A 25858-nucleotide genomic window follows, 5' to 3' on the forward strand; every position below is an offset into this window, starting at 1 on the left:
CCGAGGCCGCCGATTACCTAGATTGTGAGTGCACGCAGGTGTTGGGGCGGGCCACACGGTCCACCGCCCGCTGCGGGCTGAAGGGACACCCACACGTGAGCAAGTTCGGCATCCTCACCTCCGGAGGTGACTGCCCCGGCCTCAACGCGGTCATCCGCGGGGCCGTCCTCAAGGGCGAGACCGTCTACGGACAGGAGTTCGTCGGCTTCCGTGACGGGTGGCGAGGGCTGATCGAGGGCGACACCATGCCACTCGATCGCAGCTCCGTGCGCGGTCTGTCCCGCGAGGGCGGGACCATCCTGGGGACGAGCCGTGTGGGTCCGTACGCCGACCACGGCGGCGCCGACATCGTGAAGGCGGTGCTGGCCGACCTGGGCATCGACGGGGTGATCGCGATCGGCGGCGAGGGCACCGCGTCGGCCTCGAAGCGCCTCTACGAGGACGGGATCAACATCGTCGGGGTGCCGAAGACGATCGACAACGACCTCGACGCCACCGACTACACCTTCGGGTTCGACACCGCCGTCGAGATCGCCACCGAGTCGATCGACCGCCTGCGCACCACCGGCAACTCCCACAAACGCTGCATGGTGCTCGAGGTGATGGGCCGCCACGCCGGCTGGATCGCCCTCTACTCGGGTATCGCCGGCGGCGCCCACGCCATCCTCATCCCCGAACAGCCCGAGAGCCTCGATCAGATCTGTGCCTGGGTCACCAGCGTGAAGAACCGCGGACGGTCGCCGATGGTGGTCGTCGCCGAGGGCTTCCGTCTCCCCGACATGGATGTCGCCCACTCCAGCAAGGGACTCGACGGGTTCAACCGTCCCCGCCTCGGTGGTATCGCCGAGGTGCTGGCGCCGCTGATCGAGGATCGGACCGGCATCGAGACGCGCGCGACCGTGCTCGGCCACATCCAGCGCGGCGGGTCGCCGACCGGGTTCGACCGGGTGTTGGCGACACGCCTGGGCATGGCGGTGACCGACCTCATCGCCGACAAGAACTGGGGCCACATGGTGGCGCTGCGGGGAACACGCATCGTGCGGGTCGATTTCGGCGAGGCACTGGCAAACCACAAGACCGTGCCGCAGGACCAATACCAGGAGATACGCGTCATCTTCGGGTGAGGCGCCGGGCGCCGGTGTCACCGAACATCAGGAGGGTCGATGAACCGCGACGCGTTGTTCGCCGCGATCGCCGACGAACGCCGGGAACTGGCCGACGTGCTCGACGGTCTCGACGACACCGCGTGGGCGACGCAGTCGCTGTGTTCGGAATGGTCGGTGCGAGATGTGGCCGGCCACCTGGTGATGCCTCTGATCACCGGTCCGACGGCGATCGCGCGCACGGTGATCCGTGCCCACGGGAACCTGTCCCGCGCCAACGTGATCTCGTCGCAGCAGGTCGCTCGAGACCACCGAGACGAGTTGCCGACACTGCTGCGTGAGCACGCGCAGAGCCGTTTCACGCCGCCGTTCGGCGGGCCCCGGGCGCCGCTGACCGACCTGCTGGTCCACGGTCAGGACATCCGCAGGCCCCTCGGTCTGGACCGCGAGTTCGATCCTGCGCGGCTGACGGCGGCGCTCGACTTCCTCTCCACGCGGGGCGCATTCGCGTTCGGGGCGACCCGGTCCGATGTCGCGTGGGTGGCCACCGATCTCGACTGGCGTGCGGGCCGTCGGGGCGCGCCCGAGGTCCGGGGGTCGGCGGAGGCGGTGCTGCTGGCGCGGGCCGGGCGCCGCGTCGCCCTCGCCGACCTCAGCGGTGACGGCGTCGCCCGCATCAGTTCCGCGGGATGACGATCCACAGCGCCAGATAGACCAGAACCTGCGGGCCGGGCAGCACGATCGACAGGACGAACAGCAGTCGGACGAGTCCCGCGCTCATGCCGAGACGCTCGGCGATGCCTCCGCAGACCCCGCCGATCCAGGAGTCGGTCGTCGACCGCCGCAGGCGGCGAGGCGGGGTCGGGACGGGTGCGTGGTAGCTCATGGTTCTCCTCGGGGTCGTCGAGTTCGTCGGGCCTGCGCGGTTCGCCGGCCTCGGACTCCCGACGGTAGGGACGCCGCCGCGCGACGGCATCGGGGTTCACCCCGGCTTCGACCCTGGGATCGCGGGCCTAAACTGGGGCCCATGACCACTGCGACCGTCGACCTCGTCGACTACGACGACGTGATCCGCGATTTCGATCCCGTCCTGGGCCTCGAGGTCCACGTCGAACTCGGCACCGAGACGAAGATGTTCTGCGGATGCCCCACGGCGTTCGGGGCCGAGCCGAACACCCAGGTCTGCCCGGTCTGTATCGGCCTGCCCGGTGCCCTCCCGGTCGCCAACGCCGCTGCGATCGAGTCCGCCATCCGCATCGGCCTCGCGCTGAACTGCTCGATCCGCGAGTCGAGCCAGTTCGCCCGCAAGAACTACTTCTATCCCGATCAGCCGAAGAACTACCAGATCTCGCAGTTCGACGAGCCGATCGCCTACGACGGGTATCTCGACGTGGTCCTCGGGGACGGCACCATCTGGCGGGTCGCCATCGAACGCGCCCACATGGAGGAGGACACCGGCAAATCGCTGCACATCGGCGGCGCCGGACGCATCCACGGTGCGAGCCACTCACTGCTCGACTACAACCGGGCGGGCGTCCCACTGGTCGAGATCGTGACCCGCCCCATCACCGGCGCGGGCGAACGCGCCCCCGAGGTCGCCCGCGCCTACGTCGGCGCATTGCGTGATCTGCTCAAGGCGCTCGGCGTGTCCGACGTGCGGATGGACCAGGGGTCGCTGCGATGCGACGCGAACGTGTCGCTGATGGCCAAGGACGCAGCCGAATTCGGGACGCGCACCGAGACCAAGAACGTGAACTCGCTGAAGAGCGTCGAGGTCGCCGTCCGGTACGAGATGCGTCGACAGGCCGCGATCCTCAACGCCGGCGGCGAGATCATCCAGGAGACAAGGCATTTCCAGGAGGTCGATGGCACCACCTCGGGAGGTCGACGTAAGGAGACCGCCGACGACTACCGGTACTTCCCCGAGCCCGATCTCGCACCGGTCGCACCCGAACGGGCCTGGGTCGAGCACCTCGCGACCACGCTGCCCGAGTTGCCATGGCTGCGTCGCGCGCGCATCCAGTCCGAGTGGGGGGTGTCGGACGAGGTGATGCGTGATCTCGTCAACGTCGGTGCCATCGACCTCATCATCGCCACCGTCGACGCCGGTGCGCCGGCCGAGACCGCGCGCAGCTGGTGGGTCAGCTTCCTCGCCCAGCAGGCGAACTCGCGCGGCGCGGAGTTGGCCGATCTGGCGATCACCCCGGCGCAGGTGGCGACCATCATCGGCCTCGTCGAGGCGGGCAAGCTCACCACCAAGTTGGGTCAGCAGGTCGCCGTGGCGGTGCTCGACGGCGAGGGCGAGCCCGAGCAGATCGTCGCCGACCGCGGGCTCGAGGTCGTCCGTGACGACACGGCACTGCAGTCCGCCGTCGACACTGCACTGGCCGCCAACCCCGACATCGCCGACAAGATCCGCTCCGGCAAGGTGGCGGCGGCGGGCAAGATCGTCGGCGACGTCATGAAGGCGACACGTGGACAGGCCGACCCGGCGCGGGTGAAGGAACTCGTCCTCGCCGCCTGCTCCTAGACCGCTCCGGTTGCGGTGGTCGGCGGACGCACGGTCACGATCACCGCTGCGGCCGCCACTGCGACCGCGATGAGGCCGGTCGGCGCCAGCCACTCCACGCCGGCGGTGGCGAGGATGCCGCCTCCGGCCCACGAACCGCCGGCGATCCCGAGCTGGAACGCCAGCACGTACACCGCGGACGCCGCCAGCGGGTCGGCGCGGGGGTCGAGGTGCGACGCCCGCAGGACCGCACTCTGTAGTGCCGGTGCGGCGCACGCGAACGCTGCGCCCCAGAGGATCACGGCCAGGGCGAACGCAGCGGTTCCGCCCATCACGATCATCGTGAGGGCGATGGTCATCCCGCTGAGCACCGCGGCCAGGACGGTGCGTAACCGGTCGTCGAGGAATCGACCGACGAGTGACACCGACACCAGACCCGCAGCGCCGTAACCGATCTGCAGCGCCGACAGCGATGTCGACCGGATGCCGGTGTCGTCGGCGAGCACCGAGAGGTAGGTGTACGGGATGTAGCACGCCGTCACCACCGCCACCGTCGCCGCGCTGATGCCGAACACCCGGGCGGGGATCGACGGGAGTCGGCGTGTCCGTCGGTCGTGCGGTCCGACCGACCCGACGCGGGGTCGCGCCCCGCCACTTGGGAGGGTCGCACGGACCGCGACCGCGAGCACCGCGGCTGACACCCCCACCGCCATCGCCGTCGGCCGCCAACCGATCACCCCTGTTGCCGCGGTCACCGAGGGCGCGCCCACGACGAGACCGAGTGCCCCGCCCACGAACACGCGCGCCGTCGCCCGCCCCGGGGCGTTCGGATCGAGCGATGCCGCGACCGTGGGCACCACGGCCCACAGCAGTCCGTGCGGGATGGCGGCGACAGCGCGGGCGGCGTACGCCCACCACAGGTTCTCGGCGAACGCGAACGCCACCTGCGACACCGCGAGGACCAGGAGAGACGCCACGATGAGACGACGCCGGTCCACGTGCCGCGCCAGCGCGACGACCGGGAGGATCGCGACGCCGGCGACGATCGCGTAGACGGCCAGCAGGGTGCCCGCGGCGGCTCGGGAACAGTCCAGTCCGTCGGCGAGTTGGGGCACGATGCCGACGGGGAACATCTCAGCGGTCATGTAGACGAACAGCGCGCCGGTCAGGGTGATCGTCGCGCGGTTCCATCCCGCGTCTCCGGTCGCGCCGCTCACAGGCCGTGCATGTGGAGGAAGTCGCCGATGTCGTCGATCCAGTTCGAGGTCTCCGACGGGGTGAAGATGTGGCCCGCGTCGGGGTACTCGAGGACCTTCGCGCCGGTGATCGTCTGCGCCAGTGCGCGCGTGGTGGCCGGGAGCACGATGCGATCCTGTCCTGCCACGACGACGGTCGTCGGGACGGCCACGGCCGAGGCGGCGACCGTGACGTCGACCGTCGACGCGAGAAGGGCCTGATCGGGTCCGCCGTCGGGAAGTGTCGACACCGTGTCGGTGATCGCGCGTTCGGTGGCTGCCGGGTCGAGGGACGCCAACACGTCCGGCGACGCCAGCATCACCAGGAGCCGGGCCAGCATCGTCGGATCGGTGTCCGCGAGATGCCGCCACACATCGACCACGAGGCGGATCTGCGCGTCGGCGCGGGCGAAACCCACGGTGAGGAACAGCCCGGACACCCGGTGTGGATGCCGATACGCGGCGGTGATGGCCACCGCGCACCCCAGCGACAGGCCGAGGACGGGGAAGCGGTCGTGCCCGTCGGCCACGGCGGCGGCCACCAGGCCGTCGGCGAGCTCCTCGAGTTCGAGTGGACGTGTCTGCCGTGGCGTCGCCCCCGATCCCGGGTAGTTCATCCCGACGAGGCGACGCCGCGGGGACAGCGACTCGATGACCTGACCGAAATTGGTGGCCACTGCGCCCCCGGCGCCGTGGGCGAGGACGAGTGGATCGCCGTGCCCGGCGACGATCACGTCGGGGGCGTGGATGTGTGCTGCGCGTGTCATGGTGACCGACGCTAAACTCTGACACCGGTGTGAAGGTCAAGTGTTCACCGTGCATCGGCGCGGAGGATGTGGCCGGGCGAGACCCGCGGGAGGGCGGCGTGATGAGAATCGGTGAGGTGGAACGTCTCACAGGCGTCTCGGCGCGATCCTTGCGCCACTACGACGCCCACGGACTGTTGGCGACGACCCGTCGCGGCAACGGTTACCGCGACTTCGCCGACGGCACGGTCGCGCAGGTCCTGCGCATCAAGCGCCTCATCGAGGCCGGGTTCACCCTCGAGACGATTCGCGACGTGCTGCCCTGTGTGAACGGTGACCGTGTCGACATGTGTCCGGAGGTGGCCGCGGTGATCCGGGACGAACTGTCCGAGATCGACGACGCCATGGCCGATCTGGCGCGCCGTCGGGATCTCGTCACCTCGATGCTGGTCGGGCAGCGACTGTCGCGCTGACACCTATCGGCGCGTAGGCGTACGGGTCAGACGTTGCTCTGGGAGCTGGTCGGCGGGAGGAAACGCACGACACGGTCGTCGGTCGCCACCGGGCGTCCACCCTGCTTGTTGATCGTGCCGACCTGGAACAGCCCCGACGGCAGGGCCGTCATGCGCCCCAACGCTCCGTAGCGCTTCTCGAACACCACGACCGGTGGCGACACGGTCGGCTTCTCGCGCGTCGGCTCGCCGAGCAGCTCGACCCGCTGGGTGCGCGCGGTGGACACCAGCACGCTCGATCCGGCTGCGGCGCAACCGGATATCTGCGGACGATCGGGCCACGTCCACAGCGGGCGCAGGGTGCCGGTGGTGTCGATGATCTGCAGGCGGTCTTCGGTCGGCGCGCGATCGGTGAGGTAGAGCTGACCGCTGCTCACGTTCGCGCAGATCGTGGCGTTGGCGCCCAAACCGGAGGCGAGCACGCGCGGGGCGGCGGTGCTCCCCGAGTTCAGCGCCGTGACCGACAGCAGCTTGCCCGCCAACGAATTCGGGTCACCGGCGGCCGCGGGGTCTCCCGCGTCGCCCGTCGCCACCAACAGCTCGGTGGGGGAACGGAAGTGCAGCGACCCGACGTTGCCCGTCGCACCCTTGGGGATCCCGGTCAGGATCGGCTTGGGGGTGTCGCCGGGCGCGATCCGGACCACCCGATTGTCCGAGGCGGTCGAGATGTAGGCGTAGATCAGGCGGTCCTGGTCATAGGTGGGGGACGGGGCGAAGTCCATCAGGCCGCCGTCGCCGTCGGCGTCGACGGGGATCGTGGTGAGCACACGCTTGGGCCCGTTGCGGCGGGTCTGGATGATCTGTCCGGTCGTCCGTTCGGCGACGACCGTCGACTCGCCCTGGGCGTCACCGCCGGGCATCACAGCGCTCGTCGCACCCAGACAGGTGGCGATGACGGCCGGGTCGGGATCCACACACGGCCCCGTCGGCGGAGGCCCCTCCTGCGGGGACTGGCTCGGTGGGGTCGGTGTGGGGACGGCCGGCGTCACCGTCTCGGAGGAGAAGTCGCCCGCCGCCCGTGCACGGTCCTGCTCGTCGAAATCCGCGCAGCCGCCCAGCAGCGTGGCGACGATCAGCATCGCCGTCGCCACGACGGCGATACGTGTGCGGCGCGCTCGGTCGGGCATGCGCCCCAGGGTAGGTGATCGGCGCGACGCGGCGGTGTCACGTCACCGGTGAGCGACCCTCGACCACCTAGGGTGAGACAGGTGAGTGAACGAGATCGTGAGCAGCGTCCGCAGGGTTCCAGCCCATACGACGAGCCGACCGAGACCTTCCGTATGCCGCAGAGCCAGCCGGATCCCGACGAGACCTCGACCGGCGTGCACGGGTATCAGCCGTACCGTCGCGACGGCGACGACGCCGAGAGCCACGACGCGGCGACGACCGCCATCCCGGCCGCCTCTGCATCGTCGGGGTCGGCGCCCGAGACCGCGGCCATACCGGTCGATCGCGATGCGTTCCACCGCGAGCACAACCGACGAGCCGCCTACGCCGACGACGACGCCGTCGCGACCCGCCGCGCGGACCGGCTCACCGACGACGATCTCGACGGCGATGCGATCGACACCGATGACATCGACGCCGACGATTCACGGACCCGTGCTCTCGACACCACCGGCCGTGACGAACTCGACGACCCGGTGTCGGATCGCCGCGCCCGCCGGTTCTCCCGATCGGGACGCAGGTCGGACCCCGAGCGGGTCGACCGTGACGCTCTCGACGAGGAACTCGCCGCGGCGCAGGCCGCGCGTCGCCGCGGGACGACCGATCTCGGGTTGCTCGCGCTACGGGTGGCGGTCGGTCTCATCGCGATGGCGCACGGCGCGCAGAAGCTGTTCGGCTGGTGGAACGGTCCGCGACTGAGTGGGTTCGAGGACTTCCTCCTCAACTCGCCCAACACGAACATCGGGTTCTCGGCCGATGCCGCCAAACCCCTCGCCATCGTCGGCGCGCTGTCGGAGTCGCTGGGCGGCCTGATGCTCGTGCTCGGCCTCCTGACCCCGATCGCCGGGTCGGCGGTGCTCGGCGTGATGATCATCGCCGCCACCTACAAGGCGACCCTGGCCGGCGGGGTCTGGTTCTTCGCCTCCGGCCCGTCGGGGCCGGGCATCGAGTACGAACTGTTCCTGGGCATCGCCGCGGCGTCGATCATCCTCGCCGGACCGGGTCGCATCTCGCTGGACTTCGGACGCGGCTGGGCGACGCGTCCCTTCGTGGGATCGATCGCGTGGCTGGTGGTCGGCATCGCGGCGCCGGTCGCGATCTGGATCCTGTTCAACGGGACCAATCCCTTCCAGTCCCCGGGGAATCCCTCGACTGGCTAGTTTGGGGTGATGGGCGGCGTCGGGGACATCATCGGCAACTACTGGTGGCTGGTGTTCGTGATCGGCGGACCGGTGGCCGGCGGGGTGAAGGCCGTCGCAGCGGCGAACGAACGGCGCGCTGCGCGCCGACTCGAGCGCTACCGCATCAAACAGCAGGCCAAGATCGCCGCGGCGCAGGCCCGAGGTGTGCAGCGCGTCGACCGTGAACGGGACCTCCGGGCGATCGCGAAACTGCTGTCCGAACACGACGACACCGACGCCCGGTGGTTCGCCTACGAGACCGACGTCGTCAACCTCCTCGAGTTCCCCATGATCACCGACATGCGGGAGCCGCTGACCGCCGCTTTCCACCGCGCCAAGCGCACCGCGGATTCGTTGCGTCCCGACAGCGCCGAGGATCTCGTCGGTCTCGGCGACGCGCAGGAGGCATACCGGGCGGCGGTGCACGATTACGCCGTGGCGTTCGACACCGCCGAGTCGGAGGCTCGGCGGCGGCGTCGCGGCGACTTCTCCGAACCCGAGCAGCGTCGCCTCGTCCGCGCGCAGGGGTTGCTGCGCATGGCGATGGACACCGCGTCGACACCGGCTGAGCGTCAGTCGGCCTACCGCCGTGCCCGCGAGGAACTCGACGGGTTGGTGTCGTTGCCGACGGTCACCTACGCCCAGCTCGAACGCAGCGTGTCCGGCGAACTCGAGGCGTGAGCGGGCGGGCGGTCACCCCGCGCGGATCACTCCCCGCGGAAGTTCGCCGGGCGCTTCTCGAACACCGCGGTGATGCCCTCGGTGAGATCCTCCGACGGCAGGAAGGCCGCGTTCCAGGCGGCGACGTAGCGCAGACCCTCGGCCACCGTCGCCGCGCGCTCGCGGTCGAGGACGTCCTTGACGCCCTGGACCACCAGCGGCGGGTTCGCCGCGATCTCGGCGGCGGTCGCGCGGGCGGCGGACAGTGCGGCGTCGGCGTCGGGCAGGACGTCGTTGACCAGGCCGATGGAAGCCGCGCGGGAGGCGTCGATGTCCTTGCCGGTGTAGGCGAGTTCGCGCAGGTGGCCCTCGCCGATGATCGCGGGCAGTCGCTGCAGTGAGCCGATGTCGGCGACGATGCCGATCTTCGCCTCACGCACGCTGAACTTCGCGTCGGCGCTGGCGTAGCGGATGTCGGCGGCGGCGATGAGATCGACGCCGCCACCGATGCACCAGCCCTGGATCGCGGCGATGACGGGGGTGCGGCTGTCGGCGACCGCGGTCACCGACGCCTGCATCGCCTTCACCAACGTGTGGAAGCGGCTCCGGGGTCCCGCGAGAGCACGTTCGGCGAGCAGGGGAGCGAAATCGCCACCCATCTCGGCGAGGTCGAGACCGAACGAGAAATGCTTGCCGGATGCGGCGAGGACCACCGCGCGGACCTCCGGGTCGGCGTCGAGCTCGGCGAACACCTGGGGCAGTTCGGTCCAGAATGCGCGGCCCATCGCGTTGCCCTTGCCCGGTCCCAGGAGGGTCACCTGAGCGACGTGGTCGGAGATGTCGACGGAGAACGCTGTCCATTCGGTCATGGGGAGCACCATAGCGAGACCGCGCGCCCACCGATCATCCCCGGGTGAGCACCACCTTGCCGATGACCGACCCCGACTCCGAGCGGGTGTGCGCGTCGCGCAGGGTGTTCGGGTCGATGGGTGACAGCGTGGTGGTCGCCGTCGTCCGGATCCGGCCCGCATCGACGAGGTCGGCGATCTCGGTGAGGATCCGGTGCTGGCTGTCGTCGGTGGGTCGATACAGAGGAACCGAGAACATCAGCTCCCAGTGCCAGCTCTGTGACCGCGATTTCAGCGGCAGTGTGTCGAGTCCCTCCGGTTCGTCGATCGCGACGACGGCACCGCCGACGGCCATGATCTCGGCGTAGGTCTCGACGTTGCCCGCAGAGTAAGGCGAGAAGATGTGGTCGACGCCGTCGGGGGCGATCTGCGGCACGGCGGTCGCCAACTCGCGTGGGTGCACCACGTGGTGTGCACCGAGGTCACGCACCCAGCGCTCCGACTCGTCGCGACTCGCCGTGGCGATCACGGTGACGTCGGTGAGGGCGCGGGCGAGCTGGATCATCATCGATCCGACCCCGCCGGCGCCGGCGACGACCAGCAGGGTGCCCGAGCTCTGCGCGGTCAGTCCCAGACGGGCGAACAGCGATTCGTGCGCGGTGATCGACGTCAGCGGCAACGCTGCGGCGTCGGCGAACGACAGAGAGGTGGGTTTGCGGCCGACGATGTGTTCATCGACGAGCTGATACCGCGCGTTGCTGCCGGGACGGTTGATGACGCCGGCGTAGAAGACCTCGTCGCCCACACCGAAGCGCGACACCGAGTCGCCCACCGCAACAACGGTTCCCGCCGCATCAAACCCCAGGACACGGGGCGCGTCGGCGGCGTCGAAGCTCGACCGCACCTTGTGGTCGACGGGGTTGACCGACACCGCCGCGACCTCCACGAGCAGGTCGTGCTCGCCGATCGGGTCGAGGGCGACCTCGACCTCGACGAACGAGTCGGGTGCGTCGACCGGGCCGGGGGCCGCTGCGGCGATGGCGTGGGTGGAGGTGGGGATGCTCATCGGTCCACCGTAGCGCCGTGGCCGGAGAGGATTCGAGAGTCGTTGCGCCCTCGATGATCGCAAGCGTTGTCGCCCTCGACGGGCGGCCGTAGAACTTGCGGCATGCCTCGTCAACTGCACCTCGGCGGATTCCAGATCGCCTCGCATGTCACCCATTCGCACGCCGCCTGGCGCCATCCCGGCTCCGACCCGGGCTTCCTGACCCCGGAGTACTACCACCGCATCGGCCGCACCCTCGAGCGCGGGACGTTCGACTTCGTCTTCTTCGCCGACCTGCTGGCCACTCCCACCAACTACGGCAGCGGGATCGACATCGCCCTGAGTCGCGGCACCCAGGCCAGTGCAACACTCGACCCGTCGGTGGTCGCGGCGAGCATCGCCGCGGTGACCACCCGGCTCGGCATCGCGATCACGAAGTCGACCACCTACTTCCATCCGTATGAGGTCGCGCGGATCTTCGCCAGCCTCGATCACCTGTCCCGCGGTCGCGTCGCCTGGAACATCGTGACGTCGTTGTCGAGCGCCGAGGCCGTGAACTTCGGTGCCGTCGAACACCTCGAACACGACCTGCGGTACGTGCGCGCCCAGGAGTTCCTCGAGACCGCGCTCGCGCTGTGGTCGAGTTGGGATGCCGACGCCCTGGTGCAGGACAAGGACGCCGGATTCTTCGCCGACCCGGAGAAGGTGCACGCCATCCACCACGACGGCGAGTTCTTCCGCGTGCAGGGCCCGCTCAACGTCCCGCGGTCGCCGCAGGGGCGACCGGTGCTGATCCAGGCCGGATCGTCGGACAAGGGAAAGGATTTCGCCGCCCGGTGGGCCGAGGCGATCTTCGAGATCGACCCCACCCCCGAGGGTCGGCGCGCCTACTACGACGACGTCAAGTCGCGCGCGGTCAATTTCGGCAGACGACCCGAGGACGTGAAGATCCTCCCGTCGTTCATCCCGTTCGTCGCCGAGACCGCATCGATCGCCCGGGAGAAGCAGGCGTTCCACAACGAACTGGCCGACCCGATCTCCGGCCTGATCACGCTGTCGGTACACACCAACCATGACTTCTCGACCTACGATCTCGACGCGCCCGTCGAAGACATCGCGGTCAGCGGCACCCAGGGCCTCTTCGACGTCGCTCGACGACTCTCCGAACGGGACAACCTGACCCTGCGCGACATCGGCAAGCTCTACGCCCAGGGCGTGCTGCTGCCCCAGTTCGTCGGCACCGCAAGCGATGTCGCCGACGAGATCGAGGCTGGGTTCACCGGGGGAGAGGCCGACGGTTACATCCTGTCCGCGGCGCAGTCACCCGGGACCTTCGACGACTTCGTCGACCACGTCGTCCCCGAGCTGCGTCGCCGCGGACTGTTCCGGACCGAGTACACCTCCGACACGCTGCGCGGACACCTCGATCTCGCGCCGGTACCCGCCCACGAGACGAGTGCGGGCCTCGTCGGCTCCCGGTAGGCCGCTCTCGAATCAGCCTCCGGCGGTTGAATCCGATCAGCCTCCGGCGGTGAAGACCCGAATCAGCCTCCGGCTGAGATGATCTCGGCCATGTTGCGCTCGGCGAGGGCGGTGATGGTCAGCGACGGGTTCGAGGCGCCGGCCGATCCGGGGAGCATCGACCCGTCGAGCGCATAGAGGTTCTTGTACCCCGCGACGCGGCCGAAGGAGTCCGACGCGCGACCCAGGGTGGCCCCGCCGCACATGTGGCCCCACAGGACGTCGGGTTCGTAGACGACGGCCTCCACCGGGAAGTCGGCGTGTGCCGCGAGCCGATGCCCGATACGCAGACAGTTGTCGTCGACCCGGCTGTTGCCGTTGCCCGGCCAGTCGAGGATGACGCGGTCGTTCTTCGCGTGGTACTCGAACTTCCCGCGCGTCGGGTCGATGGATGTGATGCCGGCCTTGAACACCGACGTGTTCGCCTTCGCGAGAACAGGATCGAGGGGACCGAGGCCGTTCGAGCCGTTCACGACCACGCGGGCCAGGGGGCCGGAGGTGTCGTAGAAGGCGACGGTGCCCACCGCCGACTGGGGGCCCTTCCGGCTGCGGCCCACCCCGACGTCGATGTTGCCGTTGCCGTTGTTGCCCCAGCCGGTACCGATGTACTCGTTCAGATTCGGCAGGGTGCCGGTGTCGCGGGCCTTCACCAGCAGCCGGTTGGTGCCCAGCGAACCTGCGGCGAGCACGAGGCGGTCGGTGGACAGTGTGCGCCGCGCGAGGACGTCGCCGTAGGGGCTGACGTAGTCGACCTCGAGCACATAGCGACCCGACCGTTCGACGTGGATGCCCTGCACCACGTGGCGCGGGTGGATCGTGGCCTTCCCGGTCGCCTCGGCGCGCGGGAGGTAGCTGAATGCCAGGGAGTTCAGCGATCGGTTGGAGTTGTAGGCGGCGCCGGTGATCGTCTGCGGAGCTGCACGGCCGGCGATCTCGTCGCGCACCACGTCCCAGTTCCAGTTGCCCTCGGCCTTGTAGGGCGAGTAGCCGGCCGCCTTCGCGACGCGGGTGAAGTCGCGTCCGTTGTCGAAGTGACGGTCGGCGTAGACGTCGTCGGGGACGACCGTCGCCCCGAGACCGGCCATGGCCTTCGGATACCAGACGCGGCTCATCTCGTCGTGGTCGACGAGACCGCGGAACACCGCGTCGAAGCCCTCACGACGAGAGGCGACGGTGATGCCGATGTAGATGTTGGATCCGCCACCGACGGCGGCGGCGCAGATGAGCCCCGCATTGTGGTGCCAGCTGATCTCGGCCAGCCCGCCGAAGTCGTCGATCCCCTGCATGGCGCCGATCGCCTGCCCGTAGGCGGGGATGGTGAGCGACGACGGCCCCTTCGGGCCGAGCGAATCGTCGGCGAGCGACTGCGGTGCGTGCCAGTACTGGCGGCCGTCGCCGCCGAAGATCTCGCGTCGCGGGTCATGCGGCCAGCGGCTGCCGCGTTCGAGGACGGTGGTCTGGATACCCGCCTGGGCCAGGCGCAACGCGCTCACCGCGCCGCCGAATCCCGATCCGATGACGATGGCCTCGGAGTGCTGGCGGGGCGCGGGGACCGGGCGGAAGATCTCGGGGACGAGCTTCTCGTAGCGTCCGTACCGGCGGGGCGCCGCCGAGGCGGGACCCGCGAGCGACGTCGCGAGCGCCGGGATTCCCGCTGCCGCCATCGATGCAGCGGACAGCTTCATGAACGAGCGCCGATCCATACCGATTCCCCCCACAGGAATGTCAGTTCGCCGCAGTCCCCCCGGGCGAAACCGTTCGAAGCCGATGTGACCAGGGTCGCACCGCTCCACTGCCGCCAACTCGGCGTTCAGCATGTGACACCTTACCGTCCCGATCAACGATCTGCGGACGGTGGGAGCGATAGTGTCCCGGTGTGACCGGTGTGTCCTCTTCGCGAAGTATCCGTCCCGGGTCGAAAGCCGTGCTGCGAACACGATCACTCATGGGCAGGTGGGGTCGCTCCGTCTGTCTGCTGGTGGTCGGCGGGCTGTTCGCCGGTGTATCCGTCGGCGCACCGTCGACGGCGACCGCGACACCGTCCCCGGGAACCTCTCTCGCGCAACTCGCTTCGGGTTTCCGCTTCGGGGTCGCCTCGTCGGGGTTCCAGTCCGAGGGCTACAACCGCGATTCGAACTGGACGCGGTACGGAGCCCGTGGGCAGGTCCCCGAGCCGGTCGGGAATGCCGTCGACTTCTTCCACCGCCACCCCGAGGACATCGCCCACGCCCGGGCGCTGGGGGTGGCCGTCTACCGCGTGTCGGTCGAGTGGTCGAGGGTGGAGCCCGCCCCGGGCCGCTTCGATCCCGCCGGCTGGGCGTTCTACGACAGGGTGATCGGCGCGATCGTGGCGGCGGGGATGACGCCGATGATCACCCTGAACCACTGGGTCCACCCCGGATGGGAGGTCGACCTCGGTGGATGGAACCGGCCGGGTATGGCCGATGACCTGATCGGGTTCGCGAAACGGGTGGTTGACCGCTACGCCTGGGCGCGTCCGTCGTGGGTGACGTTCAACGAACCGACGGAGTACGTGCGGCGTGAACTCACCTTCGGCGGCGTCCGCCCGGAGAACGTGAACCGGATGGTCGACGGCATCGTGCGCGCCCACCGCGTGCTCTACGCCCACATCCACGCCGTGCAGCCCGACGCGCAGGTCACCTCGAACCTCGCCTACTTCCCGATCCCGGGTGTGCAGTCGTTCCTCGAGGGTCTGTTCCCGAGGAGGATGGCGGGCACGCTCGACGTGATCGGTGTGGACCAGTACTACTCGGTCTCGCTGCTCGACTACAGCACAGTGTCGAGTGCGACAGGGGATTTCGCGCGCAGCAGTCAGGCGCCCGAGTCGATCTACTACGTCCTGCGTCACGTCGCCCGCGAGTTCCCGGGTGTACCGGTGTACGTGGTGGAGAACGGGCTGGCCACCGACGGTGCGGGGCGACGACCCGACGGCTACCGACGCGCAGACCATCTGCGCGACACCGTCTACTGGATCCAACGGGCCGCGGCCGACGGCGTCGACGTCGTCGGTTACAACTACTGGAGTCTCACCGACAACTACGAATGGGGCGACTACGCAAACCATTTCGGTCTGTACACCGTCGATGTCGCGGGTGATCGGTCGCTGACCCGCCGCCCGACGCCGGCCGTCGCCGCCTACCGGCAGATCATCAGTGATCGTGGGGTGCCCGCGGGCTACCGGCCGACCCGCGCACCCGTGCCGTGCTCGTTCGTCGACGTGCCCGACAGCTGCGCCCACCCCGCGGTGGTGCGCTGAGGCGTCCTCAGCGGACCTGTCGCACCGCGCCCTTGTCGGCCGAGGTCGCCAACGCGGCGTAGGCCCGCAGCGCGGTGGTGACCTTCCGTTCGCGTTCGTGCGCAGGCTGCCACGGACGCTCGGAGGCCTCCATCTTCGCGCGACGCTCCGCGAGGACGTCGTCGTCGACGAGCACCGTCAGCGCGCGGGTGGCGACATCGATGAGGATCGGGTCGCCGTCTTCGATGAGTCCGATCACGCCGCCGGCCGCGGCCTCGGGGGAGACGTGGCCGACCGAGAGCCCCGACGAGCCGCCGGAGAAGCGCCCGTCGGTCACCAGGGCGCATTTGCGGCCCATCCCGGTGCCCTTCATGAACGCGGTGGGGTGCAACATCTCCTGCATCCCCGGTCCGCCGGCCGGGCCCTCGTAGCGGACCACGAGGACCTCACCGGCCTGGATGGTCTTGCTCAGGATCACCTGCACGGCCTCGTCCTGGCTCTCCACGACCCGGGCGGGCCCCTCGAAGTGCCAGAGCTCCTCGTCGATGCCCGCGGTCTTGAGGACCGCGCCGTCGACGGCGATGTTGCCGGTGAGTACGCACAGGCCACCCTCGGCGGTGTAGGCGTGCTCGAGATCGCGGATACACCCGCCGGCGGCGTCGGTGTCGAGCGAACTCCACCGGTTGTCGGTGGAGAACGGTGTGGTGGTGCGGACACCGCCCGGTGCCGCGTGGAACAACTCGAACGCCGCGTCGAGCGCTGTCCCGCTGCGGATGTCCCAGTCGTCGAGGAACTGCGCCACGGTGGGGCTGTGGACCGTCGACGTGGTGTCGTCGAGCAGTCCCGCGCGCCGCAGCTCGCCCAGGATGGCGGGGATTCCGCCGGCCCGGTGGACGTCTTCCATGTGGTAGTCGGAGTTGGGGGAGACCTTCGCCAGGCAGGCGACCCTGCGGCTGATGTCGTCGATCACCGACAGGTCGAAATCGGCGACCTCTCCCTCCTGCGCGGCGGCGAGGACGTGGAGCACCGTGTTGGTCGATCCGCCCATGGCGACGTCGAGGGCCATCGCGTTGCCGAACGCGGCGGTGGTCGCGATCGAGCGCGGCAGCACCGAGTGGTCGTCGTCGCGATAGAACCGTGTCGCGGCCTCGACGACGACGGTGCCCGCCCGCTCGAACAGGGCGCGTCGAGCGACGTGGGTGGCGAGGGTGGATCCGTTGCCCGGCAGGGCGAGTCCGAGCGCCTCGGTGAGGCAGTTCATCGAATTGGCGGTGAACATGCCCGAACACGACCCGCATGTGGGGCAGGCGGCCTCCTCGACCGCGCGCAGCGCGTCGTCGTCGACGGCGTCGTTCGCCGAGGCCGAGATCGAGGTGATCAGATCCGACGACGGGTGCACGACGCCCGCGACCGACACGGCCTCCATCGGTCCGCCGGAGACGAACACCGTCGGCACGTTCAGACGCATGGCGGCGTTGAGCATCCCGGGAGTGATCTTGTCGCAGTTGGAGATACAGACCAGAGCGTCGGCGGTGTGCGCATTGACCATGTATTCGACGGAGTCGGAGATGATCTCGCGACTGGGCAACGAGTACAGCATGCCGTCGTGGCCCATCGCGATCCCGTCGTCGACGGCGATGGTGTGGAATTCACGCGGCACCCCGCCCGCGGCGCGCACCGCGCCGGCCACGATCTCGCCGACGTCCTTGAGGTGCACGTGTCCGGGCACGAACTGGGTGTAGGAGTTGGCGATCGCGATGATCGGTTTCCCGAAGTCGTCGTCGGTCATCCCGGTGGCGCGCCACAGGGATCGGGCCCCGGAGGCGTTGCGTCCGTGAGTGGTGGTGCGGGATCTCAACGGCGGCATGGCAGGACCTCGGTTCGATCGTGGGCGAGCAGTACGCGCCGGGCCCGTCGCCGAGCCTCGCGCGGAGGCGAGCCTACGCGCCGTCGCGTGCGGCGTACGGGTCCGGGATCCGTCCCGAGCTGGCCGCGGACAGACGCGGCAGATCGCGGAACGCGATTGCCGGCAGACGCATTCGCGTGGAGTCGGTCAACACGGCGCGCACAGCACCCCAGCGGGGGAACGAGAGGCCTTCGAGTTCGTCCCAGGTGATGTCGCGCGCACGCAACGCCCCGACCGCGCGCAGCCCGTTCTCGGTGACCACCGTCCGCAGGCGATACATCCAGAGCGCGACGATCACCGGGACCACGAGCGTCCACCCGAGGTAGGCCAGGGAGGTTCCCGCGAGCACCACCGCGCTGATCATCATCATCACGGGTGCGAAGTAGGCCATCGGCGAGATGCGGAACTGCACCGGGAGCGCCACGGTGTCCCGCTTGCCGGGACGGGTCGCGGCTGCGTCGTCGTCGGTGGTCACCGGTGGGTCGGTGACGGTCTCGCTCTCGCCCTGGTCGGGCCGGTCGTTCTCGGGCACCACGTCATTGTGGCATCCGCGCATGTCGATCCCATTATCTGGGACCGCCCCCGGGGCAAGTTGACTGCCGCGCAGGTCGCGACCTACCTTTGCAGACGTGATGCACAACGACATTCTCGTACTCGGCCGGCGCGTCAACGCCTGACCGGGATCTCCCGAGACCTCGAACCAAGCATCGACGCGCCACCCTCGACCAGCAACAGAGCTGTCGGGGGTTTTTTGTTGTCCGACTCCATCTCGACCAACCAGAGGAAAGTGCAGTGAGCGCACCAGCAGCACGTTCCCAGGACGGTGTCTCTTCCGGAGACACCGGGCCCGGGACTCGCGTGGCTCCCACCCCGTTGTCGGCCCGGCCCCGCACCGTCGGTGCCGCGACCGTCGCACCCGAACGTGTCAGCGGCGCCAAGGCCGTGGTGCGGTCCCTCGAGGAACTCGGCGTCGACGTGGTGTTCGGCCTGCCCGGTGGCGCTGTCCTGCCGGTCTACGACCCGCTGCTGGACTCGACGAAGGTCCGCCACGTCCTGGTCCGCCACGAGCAGGGTGCCGGACACGCCGCGACCGGGTACGCCCAGGTCACCGGGCGTGCCGGCGTCTGCATCGCGACGTCGGGACCCGGCGCCACCAACCTCATCACGCCGCTCGCCGACGCCCAGATGGACTCGGTTCCCGTCGTCGCGATCACCGGTCAGGTCGGTCGCGCGCTCATCGGGACCGACGCCTTCCAGGAGGCCGACATCACCGGCATCACCATGCCGGTGACCAAGCACAACTTCCTCGTCACCTCCGGTGCCGACATCGCCAAGACCATGGCCGAGGCCTTCTACCTCGCCGAGAGCGGTCGTCCCGGTGCGGTCCTCGTCGACATCCCCAAGGACGTCCTGCAGGCGCAGACCACCTTCTCGTGGCCGCCGCAGATCGACCTCCCCGGATACCGGCCCGTCACCAAACCGCACGGCAAGCAGGTCCGCGAGGCCGCTCGCCTGATCGCGGCGGCCCAGCACCCGGTCCTCTACGTCGGTGGCGGTGTCATCAAGGCCGACGCTTCCGAGGAGCTGCTGACGCTGGCGGAGATGACCGGCATCCCGGTCGTCACCACGCTCATGGCGCGTGGCGCGTTCCCCGACAGCCACGATCTGCACCTGGGCATGCCCGGCATGCACGGCACCGTCGCCGCGGTCGCCGGGCTGCAGCGCAGTGACCTGCTGATCACCCTGGGCGCGCGCTTCGACGACCGGGTCACCGGTCAGCTCGACTCGTTCGCGCCCGACGCGAAGGTCATCCACGCCGACATCGACCCCGCCGAGATCGGCAAGAACCGCTTCGCCGACGTCCCGATCGTCGGTGACTGCCGCGCGGTCATCAGCGAGTTGATCGAGGCCATCCGCGACGAGCAGGCCACCAGCAACGGCGCCGCCGACCTCACCGAGTGGTGGACCTACCTCGACGGCATCCGTCGCACCTACCCGCTGAGCTACGACCGCCCCGCCGACGGCGCGATGTCGCCCGAGTTCGTGATCTCCTCGGTCGGCAAGGCCGCGGGCCCCGACGCCGTGTACTGCGCCGGCGTCGGCCAGCACCAGATGTGGGCCGCGCAGTTCATCTCCTACGAGAAGCCGCGTACGTGGCTCAACTCGGGTGGCCTGGGCACCATGGGTTATGCGGTGCCCGCAGCCATGGGCGCCAAGATGGCCGCTCCGGAGAAGGAGGTCTGGGCGATCGACGGTGACGGCTGCTTCCAGATGACGAACCAGGAGCTGGCCACCTGCGCCATCGAGGGCATCCCGATCAAGGTCGCGTTGATCAACAACGGCAACCTCGGCATGGTCCGTCAGTGGCAGACACTGTTCTACGACCAGCGCTACTCGAGCACCGATCTCGCGACCCACTCCCGTCGTATCCCCGACTTCCTGAAGTTGTCGGAGGCGTTGGGCTGCGTGGCATTCCGGTGCGAGAACGAGGCCGATGTCGACGACATCATCGCCCAGGCGCGCGCCATCAACGACCGTCCGGTGGTCATCGACTTCATCGTCGGCGCCGATGCCCAGGTGTGGCCGATGGTCGCCGCGGGCACCGGCAACGACGAGATCATGGCGGCCAAGGGCATCCGGCCGCTGTTCGACGACGACGAGTCGGCCTCGGAGTCGATCGATGTCAACGCCGTCGCCGACCCGGCCACCCCGACCACCGGGGGAAGTCGCACGAAGTCCGGAGGAGAGTCGCTGTGAGGACCACCCACACCCTGAGCGTGCTCGTCGAGGACCGCCCCGGTGTCCTCGCGCGCGTCTCGTCGCTGTTCTCGCGCCGCGGGTTCAACATCGAGTCGCTCGCCGTCGGACCCACCGAGCTCAAGGGCATCTCACGCATGACCATCCTGGTCTCGGTGGAGGATTTCCCCCTCGAGCAGGTGACCAAGCAGCTCAACAAGCTGATCAACGTCATCAAGATCGTCGAGCAGGATCCCGACTCGTCGGTGTCGCGCGAGCTGATGATGATCAAGGTGCGCGCCGACTCATCGAGTCGCGCCGATGTCATCGGTGTCGTGGACCTGTTCCGCGCCAAGGTGATCGACGTGTCGACCGAATCGGTGACGATCGAGGCCACCGGCACGTCGGACAAGCTCGAGGCACTGCTGCGGATGCTCGACCCGTACGGTATCCGCGAGATCGCCCAGTCGGGCGCGGTCGCGCTCGGCCGAGGACCCAAGAGCATCTCGGCCACGCGCTGAGTCTCGACCGTGCGGTGACACCGCGCGGCACAACCGAACGAGCATCGGTAGGCGATGCCGATCGAAACCGAAGGGAAGTTTTCAGTGGCAGTCGAGATGTTCTACGACGATGACGCCGACCTGTCGATCATCCAGGGCCGCAAGGTCGCGGTGATCGGATACGGCAGCCAGGGACACGCGCACTCGCTGAGCCTGCGTGACTCGGGCGTCGACGTGGCGATCGGTCTCCGCGAGGACAGCAAGTCCCGCGACAAGGCCTCCGAGCAGGGTCTCAAGGTGATGACCGCGGCCGAGGCGGCGAAGTGGGCCGACGTCATCATGCTGCTGGCGCCCGACACCTCGCAGGCGAAGATCTTCACCGACGACATCGCCCCGAACCTCGTCGAGGGCAACGCGCTGTTCTTCGGCCACGGACTCAACATCCACTTCGACCTCATCCAGCCGGATGCGTCGATCACCGTGGCGATGGTGGCCCCGAAGGGCCCCGGTCACCTCGTGCGCCGTCAGTTCGTCGACGGCAAGGGCGTGCCCTGCCTCATCGCGGTCGATCAGGACCCGAAGGGTGAGGGCGAGGCCCTGGCACTGAGCTACGCCGCGGCCATCGGTGGCGCGCGCGCCGGGGTCATCAAGACCACCTTCAAGGAGGAGACCGAGACCGACCTGTTCGGTGAGCAGGCCGTGCTGTGCGGCGGCACCGAGGAGCTCGTCAAGACCGGGTTCGAGGTCATGGTGGAGGCCGGATACGCCCCCGAGATGGCCTACTTCGAGGTGCTCCACGAGTTGAAGCTCATCGTCGACCTCATGTACGAGGGCGGCATCGCCCGCATGAACTACTCGGTGTCGGACACTGCGGAGTTCGGCGGGTACCTGTCGGGCCCGCGTGTCATCGACGACGGCACCAAGGACCGGATGCGCGGGATCCTCAAGGACATCCAGGACGGCACCTTCGTGAAGCGTCTCGTCGCGAACGTCGAGAACGGCAACACCGAACTCGAGGGTCTGCGCCGGCGCAACGCCGAGCACCCCATCGAGGTCACCGGCAAGAAGCTGCGCGACCTGATGAGCTGGGTCGATCGGCCGATCACCGAGACCGCCTGATCCACCTGCTCCACGAAGGCCCCCACCCCGAACAGGAGTGGGGGCCTTCGTGCGTCCCGGATCCAGTTCGTCGAGTGGGCCGAAACCCGCCGCCGAGTGGGCCGAAAAGTATCGCGGAGTGGGCCGACGTTCGTGTCGTCGCCTCGCGATGTGACCCGGGCGGCTTTCGCGCCCGCTGTGGCGGCCGGTGGCGAGACCGACTTGCGTTGGGGGCCACCGGACTGCAGGCCAGACGACGAGAGCCCCACCGGATCACCGGTGGGGCTCTCGTGGAGTGTGGATCAGATCGGGCGGTAGTTGTTCACACCCGACCGCGCCATCGCGTTGAGGATGGGGCCGATGTTCGAGCCGGTCTCGGGGCCGATGCAGGCGGTGAAGTAGTAGGCGTTGACCATCCCGATGAGACGGTCACCGACGACGACGGGGCTGCCGGAGTCGCCCTCGGCGACACACACGGCGCTGAAATGCGACGAGTTGTCGGAGAAGAACGTCACACCACAGGTACGGCCGGTGGTGCGACCGGTCTTGCACAGCACCGACGGGAACTGCGGGGCGGCGGTCGAGATCGACCGGATGGTGACACCGCCGACCGTGCGCAGCGGCACGACGCGGTTGGTGTCGAACTGGATCACGTCGAAGTCGAGCGGGTTGTTCGAGACGATGATCCGACCGGCCTGTCCGCGATTGGGGAAGGCCTCGGAGTAGACGGCCTGTCCGACGGTGCCGCAGTGGCCGGCGGTGAGGCCGACGAGGCGTCCGGCGGAGTCGCGTCCGATGGTGGTCAACGTGCAGGCGGCGCCGTCGTTGCCGCCCTTGAGGATGACGATGCCGGAGCCGCCACCGAGGAAGATGTCGGGCTTGGCCGAGGCGGTGCCGGCACCGGCGACCATCAACATCGTCGCTGCTGCCGCGACCGCGAGCAGGGCCGCCAGTTTCTTCACCATTGGTACTCCAGTTCCTCAGTCCACCCGGTCCGCGAGACCGACGTCGATCCGTGGTCGTCGCCGACCAGACCCCACCGATGCGCCCGAGTCATCCCGAGCCAAGCGCAATGTATCCGTAACGCCTGTCACACCGCCACTCCGTGACAGTCGTACAGGGCGTGGACTCGGTGATTTGTCGGTTGCCCAGCCCTCTAAGCTGATCGCTGAAGTCGTTCCCGACCACACAGGAGATATCTCGCGTGAGTACAACCGGTCGTCCGATCGTCGTGATCGCCGACAAGCTCGCACCGTCCACCGTCGAGGCACTGGGGGATGACGTGGAGGTGCGGTGGGTCGACGGCCCGGACCGTCCGAAGCTCCTCGAGGCGGTGACCGACGCCGACGCGATCCTGGTGCGCTCGGCCACCACCATCGACGCCGAGGTCCTCGCCGCCGCACCCAAGGTGAAGATCATCGCCCGCGCCGGCGTCGGCCTCGACAACGTCGATGTACCTGCGGCAACGGAGCGCGGGGTGATGGTGGTCAACGCACCCACCTCGAACATCCACACCGCCGCCGAGCACGCCATCAGCCTCATGTTCGCCGTCGCCCGCCAGATCCCGGCGGCCGACGCGACGCTTCGACAGCACGAGTGGAAGCGGTCGAGCTTCAACGGTGTGGAGATCTTCGGCAAGACCATCGGTGTGGTCGGCCTCGGGCGCATCGGACAGCTCGTCGCCGCGCGTCTGGCGGCCTTCGAGACCGAGATCATCGCCTATGACCCGTACGTGTCCCCCGCGCGCGCAGCACAATTGGGTATCGAATTGGTGTCGTTGAACGAACTGCTCTCCCGAGCCGATCTGTTCACCGTCCATCTGCCCAAGACGCCCGAGACCCTGGGCATGATCGGCACCGCCGAACTGGCCCGCACCAAGCCCGGAGTCATCGTCGTCAACGCCGCCCGCGGCGGACTCATCGACGAGGCAGCGCTGGCCGAGGCCATCAAGTCCGGCCACGTGCGCGGAGCCGGACTCGACGTCTTCGCCACCGAGCCGTGCACCGACAGCCCGCTGTTCGAGCTCCCCGAGGTCGTCGTCACCCCGCACCTGGGTGCGTCGACCTCCGAGGCCCAGGATCGCGCGGGTACCGACGTCGCCAAGAGCGTGCGTCTCGCCCTCGCCGGCCACTTCGTCCCCGACGCGGTCAACATCACCGGCGGCGCCGTCGACGAGGTCGTCGCGCCGTGGCTCGAGCTGTCCCGCAAGCTCGGCGTGCTCGTCGGCGCCATCTCCGGTCAGGTGCCCACCGCCATCACCGTCGACGTGCGGGGCGAGCTCGCCGCGAGCTCGGTCGACATCCTCGGCCTGTCGGCACTGCGTGGTCTGTTCTCGGCGGTCCTGGAGGACCCGATCACCTTCGTCAACGCCCCCGGCGTGGCCGCCGACCGCGGCGTGACGAGCGAGGTCACCACCGCGACCGAGAGCCCCAACCACCGCAGCCTCGTCGACCTCAGGGCCGTGTTCGGTGATGGTTCCACGGTCAACGTCGCCGGGACGCTCAGCGGGCCCAGCGAGGTCGAGAAGATCGTGAACATCAACGGACGCAACTTCGATCTGCGCGCGCAGGGTCGCAACCTCGTCGTCAGCTACGGCGACCAGCCCGGCTCGCTGGGCAAGATCGGCACGCTGCTCGGCAACGCAGGCATCGACATCGCCGCCGCCGGACTGTCCCAGGACGCCGACGGTCAGGGCGCGACGGTCATGCTCCGTGTCGACAAGGAGATCCCGTCCGATGTCGTGTCCGCCATCGGGGAATCGGTGTCGGCCACGCTCATCGAGCAGGTGGACCTGTCGTGAAGCTCGCCGTCATCGCCGGCGACGGGATCGGACCCGAGGTCGTCGGCGAGGCCCTGGCCGTCCTCGACGCCGTCGTCGACGAGGTCTCGACGACCGAGTACGACCTCGGCGCACGCCGCTACCACCGCACCGGCGAACTCCTCACCGACGACGACCTGGCCTCCATCCGCTCCCACGACGCGATCCTGTTGGGGGCCATCGGTGATCCGTCGGTGCCGCCGGGCATCCTGGAGCGAGGTCTGCTGCTGACGATGCGGTTCGCGCTCGATCATCACGTGAACCTGCGTCCCAGCCATCGCTACGAGGGCGTCACCTCACCGCTCGCCGGCGACCCCGACATCGACTTCGTGGTGGTGCGCGAGGGCACCGAGGGGCCCTACACCGGCAACGGCGGCGCCATCCGTGTCGGCACGCCACACGAGGTGGCCACCGAGGTCAGCGTCAACACCCGCTTCGGCATCGAGCGTGTGGTGCGCCACGCGTTCGAGCTCGCCCGCACCCGCCGCAATCGGCTGACGCTGGTCCACAAGACCAACGTGCTGTCGTTCGCCGGTTCGATGTGGCAGCGCACGGTCGACGAGGTCGGAGCCGAATACCCCGACGTGACAACCGATTACTGCCACGTCGACGCCGCGACCATCTACATGGTCACCAACCCGGCGCGTTTCGACGTGATCGTCACCGACAATCTCTTCGGCGACATCATCACCGACATCGCCGCAGCCGTCAGCGGCGGCATCGGGCTCGCCGCATCGGGCAACATCGACGCCACCCGCACCAACCCCTCGATGTTCGAGCCCGTACACGGCAGTGCGCCCGACATCGCCGGGCAGGGCAAGGCCGATCCGACCGCCGCCATCCTGTCGGTCGCGCTCCTGCTGCGTCACCTCGGTGACACCGCCGCCGCCGACCGTGTCGAGCAGGCCGTCACCGCCGACCTCGCCTCTCGTGGTGACCTCGTGTCGTCGACGTCGGAGACCGGCGCCCGTATCCGCGCCCGGCTCTAGCCGACCCTTCTCGCCACCACTCACGAGG

The 25858-nt window shown here is 69.0% G+C and carries 23 protein-coding genes; 13 read left to right on the forward strand and 10 right to left on the reverse strand.

Translation table 11 applies throughout. The annotated features are described in order from the left end of the window. The first annotated feature begins 95 nt into the window (after positions 1-95). Together ACLBW1_RS15385 and ACLBW1_RS15390 are read left to right on the forward strand one after the other, a co-directional pair. On the forward strand, positions 96-1124 hold the full coding sequence (locus ACLBW1_RS15385; protein ID WP_447812675.1) for a 6-phosphofructokinase: 1029 nt from the start codon (positions 96-98) through the stop codon (positions 1122-1124). 39 nt (positions 1125-1163) lie between these two features. After that, positions 1164-1796, forward strand: coding sequence for a maleylpyruvate isomerase family mycothiol-dependent enzyme (locus ACLBW1_RS15390; RefSeq protein WP_447812676.1), 633 nt, complete (start codon positions 1164-1166; stop codon positions 1794-1796). Here the strand turns inward: ACLBW1_RS15390 and ACLBW1_RS15395 are convergent. Continuing rightward, entirely contained in the window at positions 1780-1989 is a 210-nt protein-coding gene (locus tag ACLBW1_RS15395) for a PspC domain-containing protein (RefSeq protein ID WP_447812677.1), read from the reverse strand. The two genes, ACLBW1_RS15390 and ACLBW1_RS15395, sit on opposite strands and share 17 nt — an antisense overlap. Before the next feature lie 141 nt (positions 1990-2130). On the opposite strand from ACLBW1_RS15395, the gene gatB reads away from it, so the two are divergent. Beyond that, entirely contained in the window at positions 2131-3633 is a 1503-nt protein-coding gene (gatB, locus tag ACLBW1_RS15400; protein ID WP_447812678.1) for an Asp-tRNA(Asn)/Glu-tRNA(Gln) amidotransferase subunit GatB, read from the forward strand. Here gatB and ACLBW1_RS15405 read toward each other — a convergent pair. Next, on the reverse strand, positions 3630-4829 hold the full coding sequence (locus ACLBW1_RS15405; protein WP_447812679.1) for an MFS transporter: 1200 nt from the start codon (positions 4827-4829) through the stop codon (positions 3630-3632). The two genes, gatB and ACLBW1_RS15405, sit on opposite strands and share 4 nt — an antisense overlap. Then, a complete protein-coding gene (locus tag ACLBW1_RS15410) occupies positions 4826-5614 on the reverse strand; it encodes an alpha/beta fold hydrolase (protein WP_447812680.1) in 789 nt (262 codons plus the stop codon). Before ACLBW1_RS15410 ends, ACLBW1_RS15405 begins: the two co-directional genes overlap by 4 nt. A 101-nt stretch (positions 5615-5715) precedes the next feature. On the opposite strand from ACLBW1_RS15410, the gene ACLBW1_RS15415 reads away from it, so the two are divergent. Beyond that, positions 5716-6066 carry a MerR family transcriptional regulator gene (locus ACLBW1_RS15415; RefSeq protein WP_447812681.1) on the forward strand — a complete coding sequence of 117 codons (351 nt, stop codon included), beginning with the start codon at positions 5716-5718 and terminating at the stop codon, positions 6064-6066. Between the two features lie 26 nt (positions 6067-6092). Here the strand turns inward: ACLBW1_RS15415 and ACLBW1_RS15420 are convergent, their stop codons facing one another. Beyond that, positions 6093-7232, reverse strand: a complete 1140-nt coding sequence (locus ACLBW1_RS15420) for a PQQ-dependent sugar dehydrogenase (protein ID WP_447812682.1) — start codon at positions 7230-7232, stop codon at positions 6093-6095. 81 nt (positions 7233-7313) lie between these two features. On the opposite strand from ACLBW1_RS15420, the gene ACLBW1_RS15425 reads away from it, so the two are divergent. Continuing rightward, positions 7314-8432 carry a DoxX family protein gene (locus ACLBW1_RS15425; protein WP_447812683.1) on the forward strand — a complete coding sequence of 373 codons (1119 nt, stop codon included), beginning with the start codon at positions 7314-7316 and terminating at the stop codon, positions 8430-8432. 9 nt (positions 8433-8441) lie between these two features. Then, positions 8442-9134 (forward strand): hypothetical protein, encoded by a 693-nt coding sequence (locus ACLBW1_RS15430; protein WP_447812684.1) that lies wholly within the window; start codon positions 8442-8444, stop codon positions 9132-9134. 26 nt (positions 9135-9160) lie between these two features. On the opposite strand, the gene ACLBW1_RS15435 is transcribed toward ACLBW1_RS15430, so the two are convergent. Both ACLBW1_RS15435 and ACLBW1_RS15440 read right to left on the reverse strand, forming a co-directional pair. Then, positions 9161-9982, reverse strand: a complete 822-nt coding sequence (locus ACLBW1_RS15435; RefSeq protein WP_447812685.1) for a crotonase/enoyl-CoA hydratase family protein — start codon at positions 9980-9982, stop codon at positions 9161-9163. A 34-nt stretch (positions 9983-10016) separates the two neighbouring features. Continuing rightward, a complete protein-coding gene (locus ACLBW1_RS15440; protein WP_447812686.1) occupies positions 10017-11027 on the reverse strand; it encodes a zinc-binding alcohol dehydrogenase family protein in 1011 nt (336 codons plus the stop codon). A gap of 102 nt (positions 11028-11129) precedes the next feature. Here ACLBW1_RS15440 and ACLBW1_RS15445 point away from each other — a divergent pair, with 102 nt between their 5' ends. Next, positions 11130-12488: an LLM class flavin-dependent oxidoreductase gene (locus ACLBW1_RS15445; RefSeq protein ID WP_447812687.1), complete on the forward strand. Its 1359-nt coding sequence runs from the start codon at positions 11130-11132 to the stop codon at positions 12486-12488. A 62-nt stretch (positions 12489-12550) separates the two neighbouring features. Here the strand turns inward: ACLBW1_RS15445 and ACLBW1_RS15450 are convergent, their stop codons facing one another. Then, on the reverse strand, positions 12551-14230 hold the full coding sequence (locus ACLBW1_RS15450) for a GMC oxidoreductase (RefSeq protein ID WP_447812688.1): 1680 nt from the start codon (positions 14228-14230) through the stop codon (positions 12551-12553). A 242-nt stretch (positions 14231-14472) separates the two neighbouring features. Here ACLBW1_RS15450 and ACLBW1_RS15455 point away from each other — a divergent pair, with 242 nt between their 5' ends. Then, positions 14473-15804 carry a family 1 glycosylhydrolase gene (locus ACLBW1_RS15455; protein WP_447812689.1) on the forward strand — a complete coding sequence of 444 codons (1332 nt, stop codon included), beginning with the start codon at positions 14473-14475 and terminating at the stop codon, positions 15802-15804. 7 nt (positions 15805-15811) lie between these two features. On the opposite strand, the gene ilvD is transcribed toward ACLBW1_RS15455, so the two are convergent. Together ilvD and ACLBW1_RS15465 are read right to left on the reverse strand one after the other, a co-directional pair. Further along, positions 15812-17650: a dihydroxy-acid dehydratase gene (gene ilvD / locus ACLBW1_RS15460; protein ID WP_447812690.1), complete on the reverse strand. Its 1839-nt coding sequence runs from the start codon at positions 17648-17650 to the stop codon at positions 15812-15814. Positions 17651-17723: 73 nt separating this feature from the next. After that, positions 17724-18221 (reverse strand): PH domain-containing protein, encoded by a 498-nt coding sequence (locus tag ACLBW1_RS15465; protein ID WP_447812691.1) that lies wholly within the window; start codon positions 18219-18221, stop codon positions 17724-17726. 326 nt (positions 18222-18547) lie between these two features. Here ACLBW1_RS15465 and ACLBW1_RS15470 point away from each other — a divergent pair, with 326 nt between their 5' ends. From ACLBW1_RS15470 to ilvC, 3 genes are all read left to right on the forward strand, one after another. After that, positions 18548-20446 carry an acetolactate synthase large subunit gene (locus ACLBW1_RS15470; protein WP_447812692.1) on the forward strand — a complete coding sequence of 633 codons (1899 nt, stop codon included), beginning with the start codon at positions 18548-18550 and terminating at the stop codon, positions 20444-20446. Further along, on the forward strand, positions 20443-20946 hold the full coding sequence (gene ilvN, locus ACLBW1_RS15475) for an acetolactate synthase small subunit (protein ID WP_447812694.1): 504 nt from the start codon (positions 20443-20445) through the stop codon (positions 20944-20946). The genes ACLBW1_RS15470 and ilvN overlap by 4 nt, the downstream gene beginning before the upstream one ends. Positions 20947-21042: 96 nt before the next feature. Further along, positions 21043-22044 (forward strand): ketol-acid reductoisomerase, encoded by a 1002-nt coding sequence (gene ilvC / locus ACLBW1_RS15480; protein WP_447812985.1) that lies wholly within the window; start codon positions 21043-21045, stop codon positions 22042-22044. Between the two features lie 281 nt (positions 22045-22325). On the opposite strand, the gene ACLBW1_RS15485 is transcribed toward ilvC, so the two are convergent. Next, positions 22326-22988, reverse strand: a complete 663-nt coding sequence (locus tag ACLBW1_RS15485; protein WP_447812695.1) for a serine protease — start codon at positions 22986-22988, stop codon at positions 22326-22328. A 239-nt stretch (positions 22989-23227) separates the two neighbouring features. On the opposite strand from ACLBW1_RS15485, the gene serA reads away from it, so the two are divergent. Together serA and ACLBW1_RS15495 are read left to right on the forward strand one after the other, a co-directional pair. Further along, on the forward strand, positions 23228-24823 hold the full coding sequence (gene serA, locus ACLBW1_RS15490; protein WP_447812696.1) for a phosphoglycerate dehydrogenase: 1596 nt from the start codon (positions 23228-23230) through the stop codon (positions 24821-24823). Beyond that, positions 24820-25830: a 3-isopropylmalate dehydrogenase gene (locus ACLBW1_RS15495; RefSeq protein WP_447812697.1), complete on the forward strand. Its 1011-nt coding sequence runs from the start codon at positions 24820-24822 to the stop codon at positions 25828-25830. The genes serA and ACLBW1_RS15495 overlap by 4 nt, the downstream gene beginning before the upstream one ends. Positions 25831-25858: the final 28 nt, after the last annotated feature.

Source organism: Williamsia sp. M5A3_1d (assembly GCF_053345315.1).